The organism is Cyanobium gracile UHCC 0281, assembly GCF_034931305.1.
Taxonomy (GTDB): Bacteria; Cyanobacteriota; Cyanobacteriia; order PCC-6307; family Cyanobiaceae; genus Cyanobium; species Cyanobium gracile_A.
Genome location: NZ_JAYGHY010000007.1, coordinates 54693 through 74860, shown reverse-complemented (window position 1 = coordinate 74860; position 20168 = coordinate 54693). Strand labels below are relative to the sequence as shown.

Here is a 20168-nt window from a genome sequence, read left to right as displayed (position 1 = left end):
GCCGCCGGGGGGTCTGCACGGCCCGCGTAACCTTGGCCCATGGCGGCCCGCCCCCCTTTCTTCAGCCTGCGGCGGCAGCCCGCCGTTGTGGGTCTGCTGGCGGTCCTGCTGGTGCTGCTCTCTGCCAGCGGCCTGAGGGCGGTGCAGGCGGTCGCGGCGGAACCGGTGCCGATCCGGGTGCTGATGCCCGCCCCCCTGGCCGATGCGGTGGCGGGCCCGGTGGAACGCTTCAACGCCAGCGGCTCGGGCGTGGCGGTGGAGGTGATCCGCGGCCCCCTGGACACGGAGACCATCTCCGATCTGGCCATCAGCAGCCTGTTGCTGGGGGAGGCCCCTTTCGATCTTCTGCTGGTGGATGTCAGCTGGCTGCCGAAGTACGTGGCCGCCGGCTGGTTCGTGCCGTTGGAGCGCTGGTTCGGCCCGGAGGTGCTGGCGGCCATGGAGCCCGGCGCCCGCCTGGGCAATGGCCAGGGCGAGCACCTCTGGCGCATGCCCCTCACTGGCGACACGGGCCTGCTGTACTGGCGCACCGATCTGATGCCACGCCCGCCCCGGGACACGGCGGAGTTGGTGGCCATCTCCCGCGACCTGCAGCGCCGCGGCAGGGTGCGCTGGGGCTACCTCTGGCAGGGGCGCCAGTACGAGGGGCTGAGCTGTGTGATGGTGGAGGTGCTGCAGGGCTTCGGGGCCCGCTGGTGGGATGACGCCACCGCCCGCACGCAGCTGGACAGTCCACAGGCCGTGGCGGCGGCCGCCTGGCTGGATGGCCTTCTTCGCGATGGCGTAAGCCCCAGGGCGGTGGCCAATTACGCCGAGAACGATGCCCTGCAGTCCTTTGCCGCCGGTGAGGCCGCCTTTCTGCGCAACTGGCCCTACGCCTGGCGGGAGATCGAGAAGGGCGAGGGGCCAGTCAAGGGCAAGGTGGGCGTCACCGCGATGGTGGGGGCTCCGGGGGAGCAGGGAGGCGGCACCCTGGGAACCTGGGGCCTGTCCCTGATCAAGGGCAGCCCCCATCCCGAGGAGGCGGTGGCGGTGATCCGCTGGCTCACCGGCCCGGTTGTGCAACGCCAGCTGGCCCTCGACCAGGGCTACGCCCCCACCTGGAGCCGGCTCTATGACGACCCGGACCTGCAGCGCCGCGCCCCGCTGCTGGCGGTGCAGCGGCAGGCCCTGCAACATCCCCAGCTGCGGCCGCCCACACCGGCCTACGCCCAGCTCAGCGACCTGTTGGCCCGTCAGGTGAACGGCATGCTCACCGGCCAGGGGGGTCCCGACCAGACCATGGCCACCGCCCAGCGCCAGAGCCTGCAGGTGCTGCGCTCCCTGGCCGGCCCCCCGGGGAGTGGAGCAGCAGACCCATGAAATCCCGCACGGTCTCCCTGCTGTTGATGCTGCCGGCTTTGCTGCTGCTGGCGGCGGTGTTCCTCTACCCCCTGCTGCGCTACGGCTGGCTGAGCCTGCAGGCCAGCTCGGTGCTCACCGGCCTCGTGCCCGTGCCCAATGGCGGCGCCAACTGGGGGCGGCTGCTCGATGACGCCCGGTTCTGGACGGACGCGGCCCAGACCCTGCGCTTCGCCCTCTGCTCGGTGGCCCTGGAACTGCTGGGTGGACTTGCCCTCGCCCTGCTGCTGCACCGCCCCCTGCGGGGTCGTGGGCCCCTGCGGGCCCTGACCCTGCTGCCCTGGGCCCTGCCCACCACGGTGATGGCCCTGGGCTGGCGTTGGATCTTCAACGATCCCCATGGTCCGCTCAACGCCGCCATCCGCTCCCTGGGCGGCAGCAGCTACGGCTTCCTCTCCACCCCTTCCACCACCTGGTTCTTCGTGGTGCTGGCGGATGTCTGGAAGACGATGCCGTTCGTGGCCTTGCTGCTGCTGGCCGGACTGCAGACCATTCCGGCGGATCTGGAGGAGGCCCTGCGCCTGGAGGGGGCCTGCCGCCTCCAGATCCTGCGCCGCCTCACCCTGCCCCTGTTGGTGCCCTATCTCAGCCTGGCGCTGCTGTTCCGGCTCGCCCAGGCCCTCGGTGTCTTCGACCTGATCCAGGTGCTCACGGGCGGGGGGCCGGCCGGCAGCACCGAGAGCCTGGCCCTCTATGCCTACCTCAATGCCATGCGGTTCCTCGACTTCGGCTACGCCAGCACCGTGATGCTCGCCACCTTCCTGCTGCTGCTGGTGTCGCTGGGTGGCGGCTGGCTGCTGCTGCGGCGCCACGGCCTGGAGCGAACCACGGAGCAGGCCACATGAGGCTGCTGGTGCTGCTCTGGAGCCTGGGTCCCCTGCTCTGGCAGCTGCGCACCTCCCTGCTGCGCCCGGAGGCCCTGGTGGCGCCGCTGCTCGACGGCAACCCCTGGACGCTGGCCAACTACCAGCTGGTGCTCTCCGGAGACCCCCCCTTCTGGCGGTACCTGACCAACAGCACCCTGGTGGGGCTGGCCACCACCCTGCTGACCCTGCTGCTGGCGGTGCCCTGCGCCTACGGGCTGCAGAGGCTGCGCGGCCCGCTGCGCTGGGGGGTGGGCCTGGCTTTGGTGGCGGCGGCCATGTTCCCCACCGTGCTGCTGTTCCTGGCGCTGCTGGAGATCGCCCGCAGCATCGGCCTGGCCAACAATCTGCTCGCCCTCAGCCTGCCGTACACGGCCCTGTCCCTGCCCCTGGCGGTCCTGTTGCTGCGGGCCGCCTTCGCCGACCTTCCCAGGGAGCTGGAGGATGCGGCGCGACTCGAGGGGCTGGGCCTGGGGCAGCGGCTCCGATTCGTGCTTCTGCCCCTGCTGGGACCGGCCCTGGCCAGCACGGCCATCCTGGTGTTTCTGGCCAGCTGGAACGAGTACGCCATCGCCCTCACCTGGATCAGCCGCAGTGATCTGCTCACCCTGCCGATCGCCATCGCCCGGATCGGTGGCGGCTCGGTGTTCACCATCCCCTACGGAGCCTTTGCCGCTGCCACCGTTCTGGGCAGCCTGCCCCTGCTGCTGCTGGTGTTGCTGGCCCAGAGGTCGATCGTCTCGGGACTGACCCGCGGGGCGGTGAAGGGATGAGCTCCAGCTCCGGCGCCGGTCTTGAACTGCGGCAGCTGTGCCGGGAGGTGGGCGGTCGGTGCCTGCTGGATCGCCTCGACCTGCAGGTCGCTCCCGGCGAATGCGTCGCCCTGCTCGGACCCAGTGGCTGCGGCAAATCCACCACCCTGCGCCTGGTGGCAGGGCTGGATCCGGCCAGCGGCGGACAGGTGCTGCTGGACGGCGTCGATCTCAGCGGCCGAAGCCCGGGGGAACGGCAGGTGGCGATGGTGTTCCAGAGCTACGCCCTTTACCCCCACCTGAGTGTGGAGGGCAACCTGGACCTGGGCCTGAAGGTGCGCGGCATGGCCCCCCGCGAGCGCCAGCGGCGCATCGATGCCACCCTTGAGCTGCTCCAGCTGGGCGAACTGCGCCAGCGCCGGCCCGCCCAGCTCTCCGGCGGCCAGCGCCAACGGGTGGCCCTGGCGCGGGCGTTGCTGCGTCAACCGCGGATCGTGCTGCTCGATGAGCCGATGAGCAACCTCGATGCCCAGCTGAGGGAGGACCTGCGGCCGGAACTGCGCCGGCTGCTGTGCGGCCGCGAGCAGCCGGTGATCTACGTGACCCACGACCAGCAGGAGGCCGTGGGCATGGCCGACCGCATCGCCCTGCTCGAGGCCGGCCGGCTGCAGCAGGTGGGCAGCCCCAGGGATCTCTACACCAACCCCGCCAACCGATTCGTCGCCTCCTTCCTGGGGCGGCCGGCGATCAACCTGCTGACGATCGAGCCCGGGCGTCAGCTGGGCCTGCGGCCCGAGCACCTTCGCCTGGACGACGACGGTGCTGTCGCCGCCCGGCTGCTGCGCAAGGAGTGGTGGGGCCACCAGCAACTCCTCTGGTTCGACAGCCCGTGGGGCACGCTGCGGGTGCTCACCACAGCGGAGGCGCCGATGCCCCCGGAACCGCGCCTGGGCTGGCAGCGGCAGCATGAGCTCTGGTTCGATCCTGAGAGCGGCGCCCGGCTTGCTGCCTGATCGGCCCGCAGGTGTGGTCGGGCACCATTTGTTAAGCTCTCTAGCTGGCTCAGGCCTGCAACGTCCACCGTCGTCACAACGTCATGTCCCGGGTCTGTCAGCTCACCGGCAAGCGCGCCAACAACGGCATGGCCGTCAGCCATTCCCACGTGCGCACCAAGAAGCTGCAGCAGGTGAACCTGCAGGAACGGCGGCTGTGGTGGGCCGAGGGCAAGCGTTTCATCAAGCTGCGGGTGTCCACCAAGGCCCTGAAAACCATCCAGAAAAAAGGCCTCGGTGCCTACGCCAAGGAACTGGGCGTCAATCTGGCCAAGATCTGAGTCGCTTTGATCCCCGGCCTTAACGGGGCTGCTCAGGCAGCATCGCTAGGGTCCACGCTCGATGCATGCAAGCTCGTGGAGCGTCGCGCGTTTTTGGGCGGAACCTTTCTTGCCGCCATCGGCCTACTGATTCGTCCAGAGCAAGCCGCTGCCATGGGCGGCACCTTGCCGGACATCGGCAAGCCAGCTCCGGCTGTTGATCTGGACGGTGTGGCTCCGGGGCCTGACGGAACCGTGCGCCAGACCCACCTGTCCATGGCTGATTTCCGCGGCCGCTGGCTGGCCCTCTATTTCTATCCCAAGGATTTCACCAGCGGCTGCACGCTCGAGGCGCGCGGCTTCCAGCGCGACCTGGCCAGCTTCCGCGCCCAGAATGCCGAGGTGGTGGGCGTCAGTGCCGATGACGCCGAGGCCCATCTGTCGTTCTGTGGCAGCGAAGGCCTGGCCTATCCACTGCTCTCCGATCCCGGCGGAGTCGTCAGTCGGCGCTACGGCTCCTGGCTGGCCCCCTTCTCGGCGCGTCACACCTTCCTGATTGACCCGGACGGCGTGCTGCGGGCCAGCTGGGTGGCGGTCAGGCCCTCCGGCCACAGCCAGGAGGTGCTGGCGGAGTTGTCCCGGCTGCAGGGGGAAACGGGCCAGTGATCCGGCGCCGACAGCTTCTGGGCCTGATCGCAGCCGCCGCCCTCGGGCTGCCGCTGCTGGCCGCGCCGGGCCAGGGCAACTCCTCCGCGGCACGCCTGCACGTCCTGGCCACCGGCGACAGCGGCAGCGGCAATGCCCACCAGCGGGCCGTGGGCCAGCGCATGGGCGACGTCCATCGGCGCGCGCCGGTGGATCTGGTGCTCCTGGCTGGCGACAACATCTACCCCTCCGGCGACCTGGCCCTGGTGGAGAGCAGCTTCCGCCGTCCGTACAGCGCCCTGCTTCAGGCCGGGGTGCCCTTCCACGCGGTGCTCGGTAACCACGACATCCGCACCGCCAACGGCGACCAGCAGATCGCCTACAAGCCCTTTGGCATGAAGGGACGCTGGTACACCCTGCGGCGCGGACCGGTGCAGTTCTTCCTGCTGGACACCAACGTCAACGCCCCCTGGCAGCATCAGCGACCCTGGCTGCAGCAGGCCCTGGCCGCCAGCACGGCCCCCTGGAAGGTGGTGGTGGGGCACCACCCGATGCGCTCGTCCGGCTTCTATGGCGATGATCCGGCCGCCATCGCCCGGCTCGCGCCCCTGTTCCGCCGCTACGGGGTCCAGCTCTACATCAATGGCCACGACCACCACTACGAGCGCACCCGCCCGATCGATGGCACCACCTACCTCACGGTGGGCAACGGTGGCGCCCAACTGCGAGCCGTGCTGCCCAACGCCAACACCGCCCGGGCCCTCAGCACCTACGGCTTCGCCGAGCTGAGCGCCACCGCCGACCGGCTACGCATCGACGCCTGGGACAGCCAGGGGCGGCGCATCGACCAGGCCGAGCTGCTGCGGCCCAACTGAATCGCCCTCAGCTGGGCGGAACTCCGTCCTGCAAGGCCGCCAGCACCTGGCGGTGCACGTGGCTGCTCCGTTGCAGAGCCGCGATGCCGGCGGTCTGCGGCGGTGTGTCGAGCACAGCGGCCCAGGTGCTCTGGAGATGGCCGTCAGTGGGGGCTTCGAGTTCCTGGCAAGGACAACCGATCCCCGCCGCCGCAGCGGCCACCTTGGGGTCGTAGCTGAGGGCGGCGCAGGGGCTGCCGGCCAGCGCGGCCAGGATCAGTCCATGCAGGCGCATGGCCAGCACCAGGCCCGCCTGGCGGAAGGCGTCCATGGCGTCTTCGGGGGTCTGCACCGCCAGTTCCCGGCTGCGGCTGGCGAGAGCTTCACCCAGCAGATCCTGCTGGATCAGACGCGCCAGCAGACCCCGGTCCTGGTCCTGATGGAAGGGCAGCCAGAGCACCTCCCGATCGGCCGCCAGCGCCAGCCGTTCGAGGGCCTGAAGATAGGGGATCCAGGCCGCACCGTTCAGCTGCTGCACCGGCCGGAAACAGAGCACGATCGGGCCACCGCGGCCACTCCAGGGCTGGGCCGGCAGGGCCCAGACCGGATCACTGCCGACCGACGCCTCCACCCCCCAGGCCCGCGCCTGGGCCGCGGAGGAGTCATCCCGCCAGCTGATCGCCGTCGCCAGGGGCAGCAAGCGCCGCACCAGTGCCCGGCTGCGGCGGCGGCGCAGCGGACCCAGTCCCTGGCCCCAGAGGATCACGGGTTGGCCCCGGAGCCGGGCCGCCAGCATCAGCGCGCCGTAATAGAGGAGGCTCTGAAAGCTGGTGGTGTCCTGCAGCAGGCTGCCGCCGCCGAGCACCAGGGCCTGGCAGCGGCCGAGGGCGGCGATCACCCCACCCAGCCGCCGGCGGTCGGTGGTCTCCACCCCGAAACGGTCGTGCACCAGATCCTGGTCGTGGGCCGTGACCAGCGGAACGCAACCGGCCGGCAGTTGGCCCAGCAACACCTGCAGCAGGGCGTCATCGCCGAGGTTGTGCTCACCGTAGTAGCCGCAGATCAGAGCACGCATCCGAGACAGCGGTGGTTCCGGCTCCGTACATTACGGATCACACCAGGCCTTCCCCATGCACGCGCTGTCGCTGCCCACCTGGTGGATCCACATCACGTCGGTGCTCGAGTGGGGGCTCGCGATCCTCGCCGTCCAGGCCTATGGGCGGTTGCGGCGGGAAGGGGGCTGGCGCTGGCTGGCCCTGGCCATGGTGCCGGCCCTGGTGAGCGCCATGGCCGCCTGCACCTGGCATCTGTTCGACAACAGCGAGGCCCTCAAGGGGCTGGTGGTGTTGCAGGCCGGTCTGACCGCCCTGGGCAACGGAGCCCTGGCCCTGGCCGCCTGGAACCTGCTGCGTCTGCAGCGGCCGGCGCCGGAGGACGGAACCCCGTGAGCCTGCCCCTGGCCGACTGGTTTCAGCGCCTCGGCGGTGTGGATCCGGCACCGTTCTTCGTGCTCTCGCTCCTGCCCTACCTGGCCTTTCTCTGGTGGGCGCAGAAGGTGCGGGCTTTTCCGCGGCTGGCCTTGCGCGGCTTCCAGCTGACACTGCTGTTCGTGGCGGTCACGATCGCCGCCGCGGTGGTGGCCCAGCTGGTCTACGGCCGTCAGCTGGCGGACGTGGATCCCCTTCACGGTGGCGCCGAAGCCTTTCTGACCCTCAGCAACCTGGTGGTGCTGCTGGGATTTCGGCCCCGGCAGGAGGCGGCGCTCCCAGGTGAACAAGTCTTAAGGGGGCGGGGCGCAGCTGCCCCTGACCCGGAAGATGGGGCGTCAGCAAGTGCATCATGATCGCTCCCCTCCTGGCCATGGCTCCCGCGTCGATCAGCTGGTCTCCCAAGGTGGCCCTGGTCATGATCGTGTGCAACGTCATCGCCATCGCCATCGGCAAGGCCACCATCCAGCAGCAGACCGTGGGTCTGCAGCTTCCCAACAACTCCTTCTTCGGCGGCTTCAGCCACGGCGCCATGCTCGGCACCACCAGCCTGGGGCACATCCTCGGCATGGGCGCGATCCTGGGTCTGGCCTCCCGCGGCGTCCTCTGACGCTCAGCGCCAGCCGAGCAGGTACGGCATGGCCCTGAGGCCGTAGCGCTCGAAGCGATAGCCGAACAGCAGGGCCGAGAGATCCTCCGCCCTGCGCCGTTCCAGCCCCCGCAGCACCTGGTCAAGCCGGCCATCAGCCCTCGGCCCATGCAGGCCCAGCCAGGTGCGCCGCGCCAGCCGGCCGCTGAGGGACCAGCGCCAGCCAAGGGCCCGTCTGAGCTGGGGCGCATAGTCCCGCAGCGCCTGCTGGGGCGAGGCTGAAATCCCTGAGGTCGCCAGGGCCTGTTGCAGCAAGGGAGCCAGCACGGCGCTGCTGGTCAGGGCGTGACGGATGCCTTCACCGCCCAGCAGGTTGGCGGTGCTGACCGCATCGCCCAGGCCCACCAACCGCCCCCGTTGATGGGGTTCGCGACGGCGGATCGTGCTTCGCACCAGACCGCCATGGCGGTCCAGGACCTTGAAGTCCTCGTCAGCCATTCCGTCTGCCAGCAGCCGCCGGCCCACCTCCGTGATCAGGCCCCCCAGGGGTGGCTGCTGGCGCTGGGGATCCACCAACCGGCACACCCCGAGCTTCAGCACGCCCGGCTGCATCGGAAAGATCCAGCCGTAGCCCTGGGGCACCCAGTCGCTGCCGAGGCAGAAGCTGAGCCGCTCAGCCCAGCGCTGCCAGCAGGTGGGGGACACCTGCAGCAGCCATTCCAGGCCGGCGGCTCGCACCAGGCCATCCCGCGGGCGCTGGGCCGGTGGCGGATCGCCCAGCAGGGCCCGGGCCTGGCCGCTGGCATCCACGGTCCAGTCGCTGCTGACGCGCAGGGTGGTGCCATCGGCACGGCGCAGCAGGGTGACCATCCGCTCGCCCTCCTCGTGGCTGGAGCAGGCGTGGAGTCCCAACGCCACCCGACCTCCCCAGCGCAGGCACTGGTCGGCCTGCCAGCGGCGCAGAGCGCCGAAATCGAGCACCACACCAAGGGGCTGGGGGGAGGCCCAGGAGCGGGTGGCCCTGCCAGGACCGATCAGCTGCCACTGCCGCCAGCGGCTGCCCACCACCTCCGCCGACAAGCCGAAGTCCTCCATGGACGCCATCGGCAGGGCGGCGCTGCTGAAGGCGGAGCGGTTCAGGTCGGCGAGGCGGTCGGCCAGGACGACATCGACGCCCTGCATGGCAAGACGCCGGGCCAGGTCTCCGCCGGCCGGACCGGCCCCCACCACCAGCACCTGGCAGTGGAGGGAGGACTCAGACGGCAAGGGCGGTGGGGACGGTGGCGCGGAACACCGGGCCGAAACGCTCGTGGATGCGATCAGCCATCTGGGCGGGGGTGAGGCTCAGGCTTTCCTTGCTCTGCTCAGGACTGGCGTGGTCGACCAGCAGATCCGGGATGCCGATGCGCAGCACCGGAATGGCCAGTTCGTGGTCGTTGAAGGTTTCCACCACCGCGGCCCCGAAGCCACCGGGCAGGGCACCTTCCTCCATCGTCACGACCCGACCGATGCGCCGCGCCAGGGGCAGGATCAGGGCCTCGTCGAGGGGCCGCAGGAAGCGGGCGTTCACGACGGCGGCCCGGAGGCCCTTCTCCTGGAGCAGACCGGCGGTGGCCATGGCCGGCGCCACCATGGCGCCGTAAGCCACGATCAACACATCGTCGCCGTCGGTGAGCAGCTCACCGCGGCCGATCTCCAGGGGCTGCCAGCCCTCGTCCATCAGGGGCACCCCTTCGCCTTCGCCACGGGGGATGCGGATGGCGCAGGGACCGTCATGGGCGATCGAGGTGACCAGCATGCGTTGCAGTTCGGCCTCGTCCTTCGGAGCCATCACCGTGAAGTTGGGGACGGCCCGCAGGTAGCTGATGTCGTACTGGCCCTGGTGGGTGGGGCCGTCGGCGCCGACGATGCCGGCCCGATCGAGAACGAAGGTGACCGGCAGCTTCTGGATGCCGACGTCATGGATGAGCTGGTCGTAGGCGCGCTGCAGGAAGGTGCTGTAGATCGCCACCACCGGCCGCAGACCTTCGCAGGCCATGCCCGCCGCCATCGTGACGGCGTGCTGCTCGGCGATGCCCACATCGAAATACTGGCCGGGGAGCGCCTTCTCCAGCAGATCCAGCCCGGTGCCGGTGGCCATGGCGGCGGTGATGCCCACCACCCTGGGATCCTGTTCGCAGATCTTGATGAGGGTCTGGCCGAAGACCTTGCTCCAGCTGGGCGGTTTGGGCTTGCTGGAGGGATAGGCCTTGCCGGTGGCCAGATCGAAGGCCGACTGGGCGTGGTACCCCACCTGGTCGGCTTCGGCGTAGGGGTAGCCCTTGCCCTTGGTGGTGGCCACGTGCACCAGCACCGGACCCTCACAGCGGTGGGCCGCCTGGAAGGTGCGCACCATCTCGGGGATGTCATGGCCGTCGATCGGGCCCACGTAGGTGAAGCCCAGCTCTTCAAACACAGCCCCCACCTTGGGCACGGCCAGCCGCTTCATGCTCTCTTTGAGTGTCTTGAGCTCGGTGGGCAGTTCCCCGTGCAGGAAGGGGAGGTGCTTCACCGCCTCCTCGGCGCTGCCGGAGAGGAACTGCACCGGCTTGCTGAGCCGCATGCGGTTGAGGTGGGTGGAGAGGGCCCCCACCGGAGCTGAGATCGACATGTCGTTGTCGTTCAGCACCACCAGCAGTTTGGTGTGCGGCAGGTGGCCCGCATGGTTGATGGCCTCCAGGGCCATGCCGCCGGTGAGGGCCCCATCGCCGATCACGGCGACGCATTTGAAGTCTTCGCCGCGGCGGTCTCGGGCCAGGGCCATGCCCAGGGCGGCCGAGATGCTGGTGGAGGCGTGGCCGGCGCCGAAATGGTCGAAGCGGCTCTCGCTGCGCTTGAGATAACCCGCCACGCCGCCCTTCTGGCGCAGGGTATGGAAATCCTTGTAGCGCCCCGTGACCAGCTTGTGGGGATAGGCCTGGTGGCCCACATCCCACACGACCCGGTCGTGGTCAAGGTCGAGGGTTTGGTACAAGGCGAGGGTGAGTTCAACGACCCCGAGCCCAGGACCCAGGTGCCCACCACTGGTGGCGACCACCTGCAGGTGCTTCTCGCGGATCTGGCGAGCCATGGCCTCGAGTTCTGCCGTGCTCAGGCCGTGCAGCTGATTCGGATGGCTCAGCTCGCTCAGATGCATGCCCTTCCTTGCTTTCAGGTGGCCAATCTACGGGGTTCGCTCCAGCCCACGGCGGCGAACGCCACCGTTCCAGGGTCGGGTTGCGACACTGGGGCCATGACCTTGGCCGCCCACGACGACGCCTTTCCCGAGGCAACCGCTTACCTGCAGCGGATCCTGCGGGCCCGGGTGTACGACGTGGCGATCGAATCCCCCCTCGATCCCGCCCCCAACCTCTCCCGCCGGCTCCTCAACCAGGTGCTGCTGAAACGGGAGGATCTCCAGCCCGTGTTCAGCTTCAAGTTGCGCGGCGCCTACAACAAAATGGTCGGTCTGGAGAGGGCCGAGCTCGACCGGGGGGTGATCGCCGCCAGTGCCGGCAACCATGCCCAGGGGGTGGCCCTGGCCGCCCAGCGGCTCGGCTGCACCGCCGTGATCGTGATGCCGGTCACCACTCCGGAGATGAAGGTGCGCTCGGTGGCGGCCCGCGGCGCCGACGTGGTGCTTCATGGCGACACCTACGACGAGGCCTGCGAGGAAGCCCACCGCCTGCAGCGGCTGCGCGGACTCACCTTCATCCATCCCTTCGATGACCCGGATGTGATCGCCGGCCAGGGCACGATCGGCCTGGAGATCCTGCGCCAGTGCTCCGATCCCCCCGATGCCATCTATGTGGCGGTGGGTGGTGGCGGGCTGATCGCCGGCATCGGCGCCTACGTCAAGAGCCTCTGGCCCCAGGTGGAGGTGGTGGGCGTCGAGCCGAGCGATGCCGATGCCATGACCCGCTCGTTGGCGGCGGGGCAGCGGGTGCGGCTCGACCAGGTGGGCCTGTTCGCCGACGGCGTGGCCGTGCGCCAGGTGGGTGAGCACACCTTCGCCCTGGCCCAGCGCTGCGTCGACCGGATGGTCACGGTGGACACCGATGAGATCTGCGCCGCCATCAAGGACGTCTTCGAGGACACCCGCTCGATCCTGGAGCCGGCGGGCGCCCTCTCGGTGGCTGGCATGAAAAAGGACGTGGCGCAGCGTCAGCTGCGGGACAGGACCCTGGTGGCGGTGGCCTGCGGCGCCAACATGAACTTCGACCGGCTGGCCTTCGTGGCGGAACGGGCCGAGCTGGGCGAGGAACGCGAAGCCCTGCTGGCGGTGGAGATCCCCGAGCAACCCGGCAGCCTGGCGCGCTTCTGCGCCGTCCTCGGCCAGCGCAGCCTCACCGAGTTCAGCTACCGCCTGGCCGACCCCCAGCTGGCCCACATCTTCGTGGGGGTCCAGATCAGCGGCCACCAGGACACCCGCCAGCTGATGGAGGCGCTGGAGTCCCACGGGTTTCCTTGCCTCGACCTGAGCGGCGACGAGCTGGCCAAGCTGCACCTCTGCCACATGGTGGGGGGACGGCTGCCGGCCAGCGCCGGGGCGGCGCTGAACCAGGGAGAGGAGCGGCTCTATCGCTTCGTGTTCCCGGAACGGCCCGGTGCCCTGATGGCGTTCGTGACCGCCCTGCATCCCAACTGGAACATCAGCATCTTTCACTACCGCAACCACGGTGCCGACGTCGGGCGCATCGTGGTGGGGGTGCAGGTGCCGCCGTCGGAGCTGGAGGCCTGGCAGGCCTTCCTCGCCGATCTCCCCTACCAGCACTGGGAGGAGACCCACAACCCGGCCTACCGGCTGTTCCTGGGAGAAGTGGGCCGCAACCTGCCGCCACGCCCTGCCGCCCATCCCCATGGCTGAACCCGAACCCTTCTGCGGCCTCTCCCTGCCGGCACGGCTGGAGGCGATCCTCTACCTCAAGGGCCGGCCGCTGGAGCTGGGCGAACTGGCTGCCATCGCCGGCATCGAACGGGACGCGACCGAACTGGCCCTGATCACCCTGATGGCCGACTACGCCCACCGGGACACCGCCCTGGAGATCCACCAGGAGGGCCAGCGCTACGCGCTGCAGCTGCGGGCCGGCCTGGGGGATCTGGTGCAGAACCTGCTGCCGGTGGATCTGTCGATCGCCGCCCTGCGCACCCTGGCCACCATCGCCCTCAAGAAGCGGCTGCTGCAGTCGGAGCTGGTGGAGCTGCGCGGTTCGGGGGCCTACGAGCACATCAAGGAGCTGCTGGCCCAGGACTTCATCGAGCGCCGTCGCCAGAGCGACGGCCGCTCCTACTGGCTCAGCCTGAGTGAGAAGTTCCATCGCACCTTCTCCCTGAAGGCCGACGATCTGGCGGCCCTGGGGTCGCGCCTGGCCGCCGCTGAGACGGTCGAGGGGCCCGCGTCACCCGACGAGGAACCGGATCCATAGAGTTGGCCTGCGGTTGCAGCCCCACCCCCTCGACCCTTTCCATGAACATCTTCGTCTTCCTGCTCCAGGTGCTGGCCCAGACCCTGAGCATCTACCTCCTGGTGCTGCTGGTCCGGGTGCTGCTGAGCTGGTTCCCCAACCTGGACTGGAGCAACCCGTTGCTCTCCAGCGTCAGCGCCATCACCGACCCTTACCTGAACGCCTTCCGCGGACTGATTCCACCGCTTGGCGGCATCGACCTGTCGGCCCTGGTGGCCTTCATCGCCCTGCAGCTGGCCCAGAGCCTGCTGGGGGCCTCGATTGCCACCCTGTCCTCCGGCGGCTTGCCCTACTGAGCGGGCAGATCGTCGGAGGCGCTCAGGGCCTCTTCCAGGGGCAGGAGCTCATCGTCGATGCCGGCCCGGGTGCGCACCGGTGAGCTGAATCCCCTTGCCTTGACGCTGCGCGTGCCGAGGGGACCCGGCGTGCCGGCCGGCACGGCCAAGCGCAGGGCGAAGCTCGAGCTGCCGGGCGGCACGTCGCCGATGGAACCCACCCGGGTGCGATTCGGCAGCACCGGCTCACCGCTGGCATCGAGGATCAGGCCGAACACATCGGTGTCCATCACGGGCTTCGCTCCGGGGTTGACCACCACCCCCCGCAGGGCCCAGCAGCTGGCCCCACTGGGGCGGACCAACTCCGGCTGGCTGCCGAGGTCGTCAGCTGGGCAGGGCTCGATCACCACCTCCGAGACCTTCAGGTCGGTGGCGGCCGCCGGGCCGGGGCCACAGAGAAGAATCAACAGCCCCAGGAACAGGCCGGACAGCGCCCGGGCCAGGGTCGTCCTGGCGGTTGGTCGTTGCTTCACCGCCGATCGCCGCTGCCTCCGATCACGTTACGGTCCGCGCGGCTGGCCAGCTTGGCCAGATTGGCGCCGGCCACCTCCTCCAGATCCAGCCCCAGTTCCGTGGCCAGCTGGGCCACGTACCAGAGCACGTCGCCCAGCTCCAGCCGCAGGTCGTCGCGGACGTCGGGGCCGAAGACGCCAGCACGATCCCGCAGCACCTTCTTGACCTTGTCGGCCACTTCGCCGGCCTCCCCGCACAATCCCAGCGTGGGGTAAAGAATGTTGGCGCCCACGTCCGGGTAACGCGCCGTCTCACGGGAGCGTCGCTGGTAGTCCTGAAAGTCCATTTCAAGCTCGCTCCGGGCAAGTCCGGATGGTAGTTTCCGCCCTTGTACACGGTCGTCCCATGGCCCCTCACGATCTCATGCGTCGCACAAAGATCGTGGCCACGATCGGTCCGGCCACCGAGTCTCCCGAGGTGCTGCGGCAGCTGATCGCCGCCGGTGCCACCACCTTCCGTCTCAACTTCTCCCACGGCGATCACAGCGACCACGCCGATCGGATCGCCACCATCCGCCAGGTGGCCCACGAACTGGGCGTGCACATCGGCATCCTTCAGGATCTCCAGGGCCCCAAGATCCGTCTGGGGCGCTTCCAGGCCGGTCCGATCACCCTGGCCAAGGGGGATCCCTTCGCGCTCACCTCCCGCGCCGTCAACTGCGACAACACGATCGCCACGGTGACCTACGAGCGCCTGGCGGATGAGGTGACCAATGGCAGCCGGATCCTGCTCGACGACGGCCGGGTGGAGATGGTGGTGGTGGAGGTCGACGGCCCCGAACAGACCCTGAAGTGCAGGGTCACCGTGGGTGGCGTGCTCTCCAACAACAAGGGGGTCAACTTCCCCGACGTGCAGCTGTCGATCCGGGCCCTGACCCCCAAGGACCGCCGCGACCTCAGCTTCGGGCTGCAGCAGGGGGTCGACTGGGTGGCCCTCAGCTTCGTGCGCAATCCCTCCGACATGCTCGAGATCCGCGAGCTGATCCGCAGCCAGGGCCACAACACCCCGGTGGTGGCCAAGATCGAGAAGTTCGAGGCGATCGACGCCATCGACGCCATCCTTCCCCTTTGCGACGGGGTGATGGTGGCCCGGGGCGACCTCGGGGTGGAAATGCCCGCCGAGGAGGTGCCGCTGCTGCAGAAGGAGCTGATCCGCAAGGCCAACAGCCTCGGCATCCCGATCATCACGGCCACCCAGATGCTGGATTCGATGGCCTCCTGCCCGCGGCCCACCCGGGCCGAGGTGAGCGATGTCGCCAACGCCATCCTCGACGGCACCGATGCGGTGATGCTCTCCAACGAGACCGCCGTTGGCGACTATCCCGTGGAGGCCGTGGCCACCATGGATCAGATCGCTCGCCGCATTGAGCGCGACTACCCCCAGCGGGTGCTGGACAGCCACATGGCCACCACCATCCCCAACGCCATCTGTCAGGCGGTCAGCAGCATCGCCCGCCAGCTCAACGCCGCCGCGATCCTGCCCCTCACCAAGACCGGCTCCACGGCGCGCAGCGTCAGCAAGTTCCGCCCCAGCACGCCCATCCTGGCGATCACCTCTGACGTCACCGTGGCCCGCCAGCTGCAGCTGGTGTGGGGGGTCAACCCGCTGCTGATCCACGATGAGCCGAGCAGCAGCCGCACCTTCAGCGTGGCCATGGCCGCTGCCAAGGAGCTGGGTCTGCTGGGCGCCGGCGATCTGGTGGTCCAGACCGCCGGCACCCTGGAGGGGGTGAGCGGCTCCACCGACCTGGTCAAGGTGGGCATCGTCTCGGCCGTGATGGGCCGCGGGGTCGGGATCGGCAGCGGCACGATCAGCGGCAAGGTGCGCCTGGCCAGCACTCCTGAGGAGGCGGCCCGCCTCGAGCCCGGTGAGATCCTGGTGGTGCGCGAAACGAGCGCCGCCTTCCTGGAGGCGATCCGCAAGGCCCGGGGGGTGATTGCCGAGGAGGAGGGTCGCCAGAGCCATGCGGCCGTGATCGGCGAGCGGCTGGGCGTGCCCGTGATCGTGGGCGTGGCCAATGCCACCCTCGAACTGCGCATGGGGGAGGTGGTCACCCTGGACGTTCAGGATGGGGTGGTGCACCGGGGTGCCCAGAGCACCCACCCCTCGGCGGTGCCGTCGTTCCTCTAGAACCGAAACCCCTCCGGCTGCGCCGCCATGGCCTCCAAGCTGCCCCTGAGCGAAACGGTGGCCATGGCGTTGCTGACGCTGCGCTCCAATCGCCTGCGCAGCCTGCTCACCATGCTGGGCATCGTCATCGGCAATGCCTCGGTGATCACCCTGGTGGGTGTCGGGCGTGGCGCCCAGAACCTGGCCGAAAGCCAGCTCAGCACCTTGGGCGCCAACGTGCTGTTTGTGGTGCCCGGTAACAACGACACCCGGCGTCAGGGGATCGAGATGCCCCGCACCCTGGTGCTGGAGGACGCCAAGGCCATCGCTGAGCAGGTGCCGAGTGTGCGCCGGGTCGCCCCCCAGATCACCCTCAATGAGGTCGCCCAAGCCGGCGGCTTCAGCTCCTCAGTTTCGGTGTCGGGGGTGACCCCCGAGTTCCTGCCGGTGCGCAGCTTTGAGGTGGCCAGGGGCCGCTTCATCGACAACCGAGACGTGCAGGGGGCCCGCAACGTGGTGGTGATCGGCCCTGACCTGCAGGACAAGCTGATGCCCACCGGTGAAGCCCTGGGCCGCCAGCTGCGCATCCGCGACAAGTCGTTCGAGGTGATCGGCGTCCTGGCACCGAAAGGGGCCGTGTTCGGCTCCAACCAGGACGAGAATGCCTACATCCCCCTCACCACCATGGTGAGCCAGCTGAGTGGGCGGGATCCCACCTACGGCGTCAGCCTCACCTTCATCAGCGTGGAGGCCCGCGACGAAGCCAGCACCGGCGCGGCGGCCTTCCAGATCACCAACCTGCTGCGCCAGCGGCACCGCCTGCTACGGGAAGACGATTTCGCCGTGCGTTCCCAGAAGGATGCCCTCACGATCGTCGGCACGATCACCGGTGGTCTCACCCTGATGCTGGGGGCCATCGGTGCGGTGTCCCTGCTGGTGGGAGGGATCGGCATCATGAACATCATGCTGGTGTCGGTGAGCGAACGCACCGAGGAGATTGGCCTGCGCAAAGCCCTCGGCGCCCGCAGCAGTGACGTGCTGCTGCAGTTCCTGGTGGAGTCGCTGGTGCTCGCCAGCCTCGGTGGCGTCATCGGCAGTGCCCTCGGGCTGGGCACGGTGGCCCTGGTTGGAGCCTTGACGCCCCTGCCGGCCACGATCGAGGCCAGCACGGTGCTGCTGACGGTGGGTCTGTCCGGCTCGATCGGCCTGTTCTTCGGCGTGGTGCCGGCGCGGCGGGCGGCACGGCTCGACCCGATTGCGGCCCTGCGAAGCCTCTGATCTGCAGCGCCACCGCAGCGACTTGGGCTGCATTAGCCAGTCAGAGGACCAGAGAGAACAGAAGAAAATCTTAAGAGTGGCAATCCGTCGCCTTCGTCACCAAATCCCCACAGCCGCAATGTATTGATGGTACGGAAGCCGCCGGATGCAGGTGTTGGAACAGTTGGCCAGGACGGAACAGGTGGATTGCGGCTACCGGAATGGCTCCGACCGCATGATCATCCTGCGCTGCATCGGGCCGGAACAGTTCTTCCTTGAACGGGTTGTCTTTCCTTTTGAACTCCTGACCTTTCAATGTCCATCCAGGAGCGAAGTCGAGATCTGGACCCATGGTCTGGGCGGCCCCGAACTGCTCGAATCGATCGAGGCCCGCGAACTGGTCATGGAATCGGCTCCCATTCCCGACCCTGCCGTGGGCGGCATTGAGGCCAACCCCTGGCTGCAGGCGGGCTGAGCCGAGCGAAACCGGCCGCCGAAGACGTCAAGCTTGACCCCGAAAGACTCCCGCTGCAGGGCCGCCCGCTCTTAAGGTTGTGCAAAAGCTTCACAACCATGAATCAGCGCTGGCGTGTCCTTGCCCTGTGGCTGTTGCCGATCGCTGTGGCCCTGTTCCTGGGCTGGCAGTTACTGAGTGCAGGGGGACGGTTGGCGCCCGGGCCCAGCGGTGACACCACCGCGCCCCGCAATGCAGCGGTGGCCCGCATGAGCTACGGCCGCTTCCTCGATTACGTCGAGGCCGGCAGGGTCACGGCCGTCGACATCTACGACGGCGGCCGCACCGCTGTGATCGAAGCCGTCGATCCCGACCTCGACAACCGGGTGCAACGGCTGCGGGTGGATCTGCCCGGCGTTGCGCCGGAGCTGATCAACAGGCTCAAGGACCAGGGCATCAGCTTCGATGTCCACCCCCCCAAGTCGACCCCGCCGGCCCTGGGCCTGCTGGGCAACCTCTTGTTCCCGCTGCTGCTGATCGGTTCACTGATTTTCCTGGCCAGGCGTTCCTCGGGCATGCCCGGTGGGCCTGGTCAGGCGATGCAGTTCGGAAAGTCCAAGGCTCGCTTCGCCATGGAAGCCGAAACCGGTGTCAAGTTCGATGACGTGGCCGGCGTCGAGGAAGCCAAGCAGGACCTTCAGGAAGTGGTCACCTTCCTCAAAACCCCGGAGCGCTTCACCTCCGTGGGGGCCAAGATCCCCCGCGGCGTGCTGCTGGTGGGTCCCCCCGGTACAGGCAAGACCCTGCTGGCCAAGGCCATCGCCGGCGAGGCCGGGGTGCCCTTTTTCTCCCTGTCGGGTTCGGAATTCGTCGAGATGTTCGTGGGTGTCGGTGCGAGCCGCGTCCGTGATCTGTTCAAGCGGGCCAAGGAGAACAGCCCCTGCCTGATCTTCATCGATGAGATCGATGCCGTTGGGCGGCAGCGCGGCGCCGGAATCGGTGGCGGCAACGACGAGCGGGAGCAGACCCTCAACCAGCTGCTCACCGAGATGGATGGGTTTGAGGGCAACAGCGGCATCATCATCATCGCGGCCACCAACCGCCCCGACGTTCTCGATTCGGCTCTGATGCGGCCCGGCCGTTTCGATCGTCAGGTGCAGGTGGATGCCCCCGACATCAAGGGTCGCCTTTCGATCCTGAAGGTGCACAGCCGTAACAAGAAGCTGGCCGAGGATGTCTCCCTGGAGATGATTGCCCGCCGCACGCCGGGCTTCACCGGTGCCGACCTGGCCAACCTGCTCAATGAGGCGGCGATCCTCACGGCCCGGCGCCGCAAGGAAGCCACGGGCCTGGCGGAAATCGACGACGCCGTCGATCGGATCATCGCCGGCATGGAGGGCAAGCCCCTGACCGATGGCCGCAGCAAGCGACTGATCGCCTATCACGAGGTGGGCCACGCCCTGGTGGGCACCCTGGTCAAGCAGCACGACCCCGTCCAGAAGGTCACCCTGATTCCCAGGGGGCAGGCCCAGGGACTCACCTGGTTCGCTCCCGACGAAGAGCAGATGCTGGTGAGTCGGGCCCAGTTGCGAGCCCGCATCATGGGGGCTCTCGGCGGCCGGGCGGCGGAGGATGTGGTCTTTGGTCACTCGGAAGTCACCACCGGCGCCGGCGGTGACATCCAGCAGGTGGCCTCCATGGCCCGGCAGATGGTCACCCGCTTCGGCATGAGTGAACTGGGCCCGATGTCGCTGGAGGCCGGCAACCAGGAGGTGTTTCTGGGCCGCGACCTGATGACCCGCAGCGATGTTTCCGATGCCATCGCCCACAAGATTGATGGAGCCGTGCGTCACATCGTTCAGAGCTGCTACACCGACACCGTCAAGCTGGTGGCCGAGCATCGCGCCTGCATGGACCGGCTGGTGGAGCTCCTGATCGAGAAGGAAAGTCTTGATGGCGATGAGTTCCGCCTGATCGTCTCGGAGTTCGCCGCCATTCCCGACAAGGACCGTTTCTCCCCACTGCTCACAGCAGCGGATCTGGCGTCGGCCAACCAGCAGGAAGCGGCTGTTGCGGATGCCGCCGAGGCGCCCTGAAGCTGGGAGTGATTCCCC

Annotated in this window: 22 protein-coding genes; 17 read left to right on the top strand and 5 right to left on the bottom strand. The window is 68.8% G+C overall.

Features of this window, described 5'->3' with window-relative positions:
- Positions 1-39: 39 nt before the first annotated feature.
- From VB739_RS03940 to VB739_RS03910, 7 genes are all read left to right on the top strand, one after another.
- Positions 40-1362: an extracellular solute-binding protein gene (locus tag VB739_RS03940; protein ID WP_323355816.1), complete on the top strand. Its 1323-nt coding sequence runs from the start codon at positions 40-42 to the stop codon at positions 1360-1362.
- A complete protein-coding gene (locus VB739_RS03935) occupies positions 1359-2246 on the top strand; it encodes a sugar ABC transporter permease (RefSeq protein ID WP_323355815.1) in 888 nt (295 codons plus the stop codon). Before VB739_RS03940 ends, VB739_RS03935 begins: the two co-directional genes overlap by 4 nt.
- Entirely contained in the window at positions 2243-3037 is a 795-nt protein-coding gene (locus VB739_RS03930) for a carbohydrate ABC transporter permease (RefSeq protein ID WP_323355814.1), read from the top strand. The genes VB739_RS03935 and VB739_RS03930 overlap by 4 nt, the downstream gene beginning before the upstream one ends.
- A complete protein-coding gene (locus VB739_RS03925; protein ID WP_323355813.1) occupies positions 3034-4029 on the top strand; it encodes an ABC transporter ATP-binding protein in 996 nt (331 codons plus the stop codon). Before VB739_RS03930 ends, VB739_RS03925 begins: the two co-directional genes overlap by 4 nt.
- Before the next feature lie 83 nt (positions 4030-4112).
- Positions 4113-4349, top strand: a complete 237-nt coding sequence (rpmB, locus tag VB739_RS03920) for a 50S ribosomal protein L28 (RefSeq protein WP_216903196.1) — start codon at positions 4113-4115, stop codon at positions 4347-4349.
- 75 nt (positions 4350-4424) lie between these two features.
- Complete coding sequence (locus tag VB739_RS03915; RefSeq protein WP_416233297.1) at positions 4425-4994, top strand: peroxiredoxin; 570 nt, start codon at positions 4425-4427, stop codon at positions 4992-4994.
- Positions 4991-5848 carry a metallophosphoesterase gene (locus VB739_RS03910; protein WP_323355811.1) on the top strand — a complete coding sequence of 286 codons (858 nt, stop codon included), beginning with the start codon at positions 4991-4993 and terminating at the stop codon, positions 5846-5848. The genes VB739_RS03915 and VB739_RS03910 overlap by 4 nt, the downstream gene beginning before the upstream one ends.
- Before the next feature lie 7 nt (positions 5849-5855).
- Here VB739_RS03910 and csaB read toward each other — a convergent pair whose 3' ends face one another.
- Complete coding sequence (csaB, locus tag VB739_RS03905) at positions 5856-6902, bottom strand: polysaccharide pyruvyl transferase CsaB (protein ID WP_323355810.1); 1047 nt, start codon at positions 6900-6902, stop codon at positions 5856-5858.
- A gap of 55 nt (positions 6903-6957) precedes the next feature.
- On the opposite strand from csaB, the gene VB739_RS03900 reads away from it, so the two are divergent.
- Genes VB739_RS03900 through psaK form a run of 3 tightly spaced genes read left to right on the top strand, consistent with a single transcriptional unit; the run spans position 6958 to position 7924 of the window.
- Positions 6958-7275 (top strand): DUF2499 domain-containing protein, encoded by a 318-nt coding sequence (locus VB739_RS03900; protein WP_323355809.1) that lies wholly within the window; start codon positions 6958-6960, stop codon positions 7273-7275.
- Entirely contained in the window at positions 7272-7670 is a 399-nt protein-coding gene (locus VB739_RS03895; protein WP_323355808.1) for a DUF3593 domain-containing protein, read from the top strand. Before VB739_RS03900 ends, VB739_RS03895 begins: the two co-directional genes overlap by 4 nt.
- A complete protein-coding gene (gene psaK / locus VB739_RS03890) occupies positions 7667-7924 on the top strand; it encodes a photosystem I reaction center subunit PsaK (protein ID WP_323355807.1) in 258 nt (85 codons plus the stop codon). The genes VB739_RS03895 and psaK overlap by 4 nt, the downstream gene beginning before the upstream one ends.
- Positions 7925-7927: 3 nt before the next feature.
- On the opposite strand, the gene VB739_RS03885 is transcribed toward psaK, so the two are convergent.
- Positions 7928-9169, bottom strand: coding sequence for an NAD(P)/FAD-dependent oxidoreductase (locus VB739_RS03885; RefSeq protein ID WP_323355806.1), 1242 nt, complete (start codon positions 9167-9169; stop codon positions 7928-7930).
- Complete coding sequence (dxs, locus tag VB739_RS03880; protein WP_323355805.1) at positions 9159-11078, bottom strand: 1-deoxy-D-xylulose-5-phosphate synthase; 1920 nt, start codon at positions 11076-11078, stop codon at positions 9159-9161. The genes VB739_RS03885 and dxs overlap by 11 nt, the downstream gene beginning before the upstream one ends.
- A 96-nt stretch (positions 11079-11174) precedes the next feature.
- Here dxs and ilvA point away from each other — a divergent pair, with 96 nt between their 5' ends.
- The 3 genes from ilvA to VB739_RS03865 are packed head-to-tail and all read left to right on the top strand — an operon-like array spanning position 11175 to position 13682.
- On the top strand, positions 11175-12788 hold the full coding sequence (gene ilvA / locus VB739_RS03875; protein WP_323355804.1) for a threonine ammonia-lyase, biosynthetic: 1614 nt from the start codon (positions 11175-11177) through the stop codon (positions 12786-12788).
- Positions 12781-13347 carry an SMC-Scp complex subunit ScpB gene (scpB, locus tag VB739_RS03870; RefSeq protein WP_323355803.1) on the top strand — a complete coding sequence of 189 codons (567 nt, stop codon included), beginning with the start codon at positions 12781-12783 and terminating at the stop codon, positions 13345-13347. The genes ilvA and scpB overlap by 8 nt, the downstream gene beginning before the upstream one ends.
- Before the next feature lie 41 nt (positions 13348-13388).
- Positions 13389-13682, top strand: coding sequence for a YggT family protein (locus VB739_RS03865; protein WP_323355802.1), 294 nt, complete (start codon positions 13389-13391; stop codon positions 13680-13682).
- Here the strand turns inward: VB739_RS03865 and VB739_RS03860 are convergent.
- Both VB739_RS03860 and VB739_RS03855 read right to left on the bottom strand, forming a co-directional pair.
- Entirely contained in the window at positions 13676-14152 is a 477-nt protein-coding gene (locus tag VB739_RS03860) for a hypothetical protein (RefSeq protein WP_416233299.1), read from the bottom strand. The two genes, VB739_RS03865 and VB739_RS03860, sit on opposite strands and share 7 nt — an antisense overlap.
- A gap of 38 nt (positions 14153-14190) precedes the next feature.
- Positions 14191-14520, bottom strand: coding sequence for a nucleoside triphosphate pyrophosphohydrolase family protein (locus VB739_RS03855; protein WP_323355801.1), 330 nt, complete (start codon positions 14518-14520; stop codon positions 14191-14193).
- Between the two features lie 59 nt (positions 14521-14579).
- On the opposite strand from VB739_RS03855, the gene pyk reads away from it, so the two are divergent.
- From pyk to ftsH, 4 genes are all read left to right on the top strand, one after another.
- Positions 14580-16364 (top strand): pyruvate kinase, encoded by a 1785-nt coding sequence (gene pyk, locus VB739_RS03850; RefSeq protein WP_323355800.1) that lies wholly within the window; start codon positions 14580-14582, stop codon positions 16362-16364.
- 27 nt (positions 16365-16391) lie between these two features.
- Entirely contained in the window at positions 16392-17621 is a 1230-nt protein-coding gene (locus tag VB739_RS03845) for an ABC transporter permease (RefSeq protein ID WP_323355799.1), read from the top strand.
- Positions 17622-17766: 145 nt separating this feature from the next.
- The gene (locus VB739_RS03840) at positions 17767-18075 is read left to right on the top strand and encodes a DUF1830 domain-containing protein (RefSeq protein WP_323355798.1); all 309 of its coding nucleotides are present in this window, start codon (positions 17767-17769) and stop codon (positions 18073-18075) included.
- A gap of 98 nt (positions 18076-18173) precedes the next feature.
- Complete coding sequence (gene ftsH / locus VB739_RS03835; RefSeq protein WP_323355797.1) at positions 18174-20150, top strand: ATP-dependent zinc metalloprotease FtsH; 1977 nt, start codon at positions 18174-18176, stop codon at positions 20148-20150.
- Positions 20151-20168 lie beyond the last annotated feature (18 nt).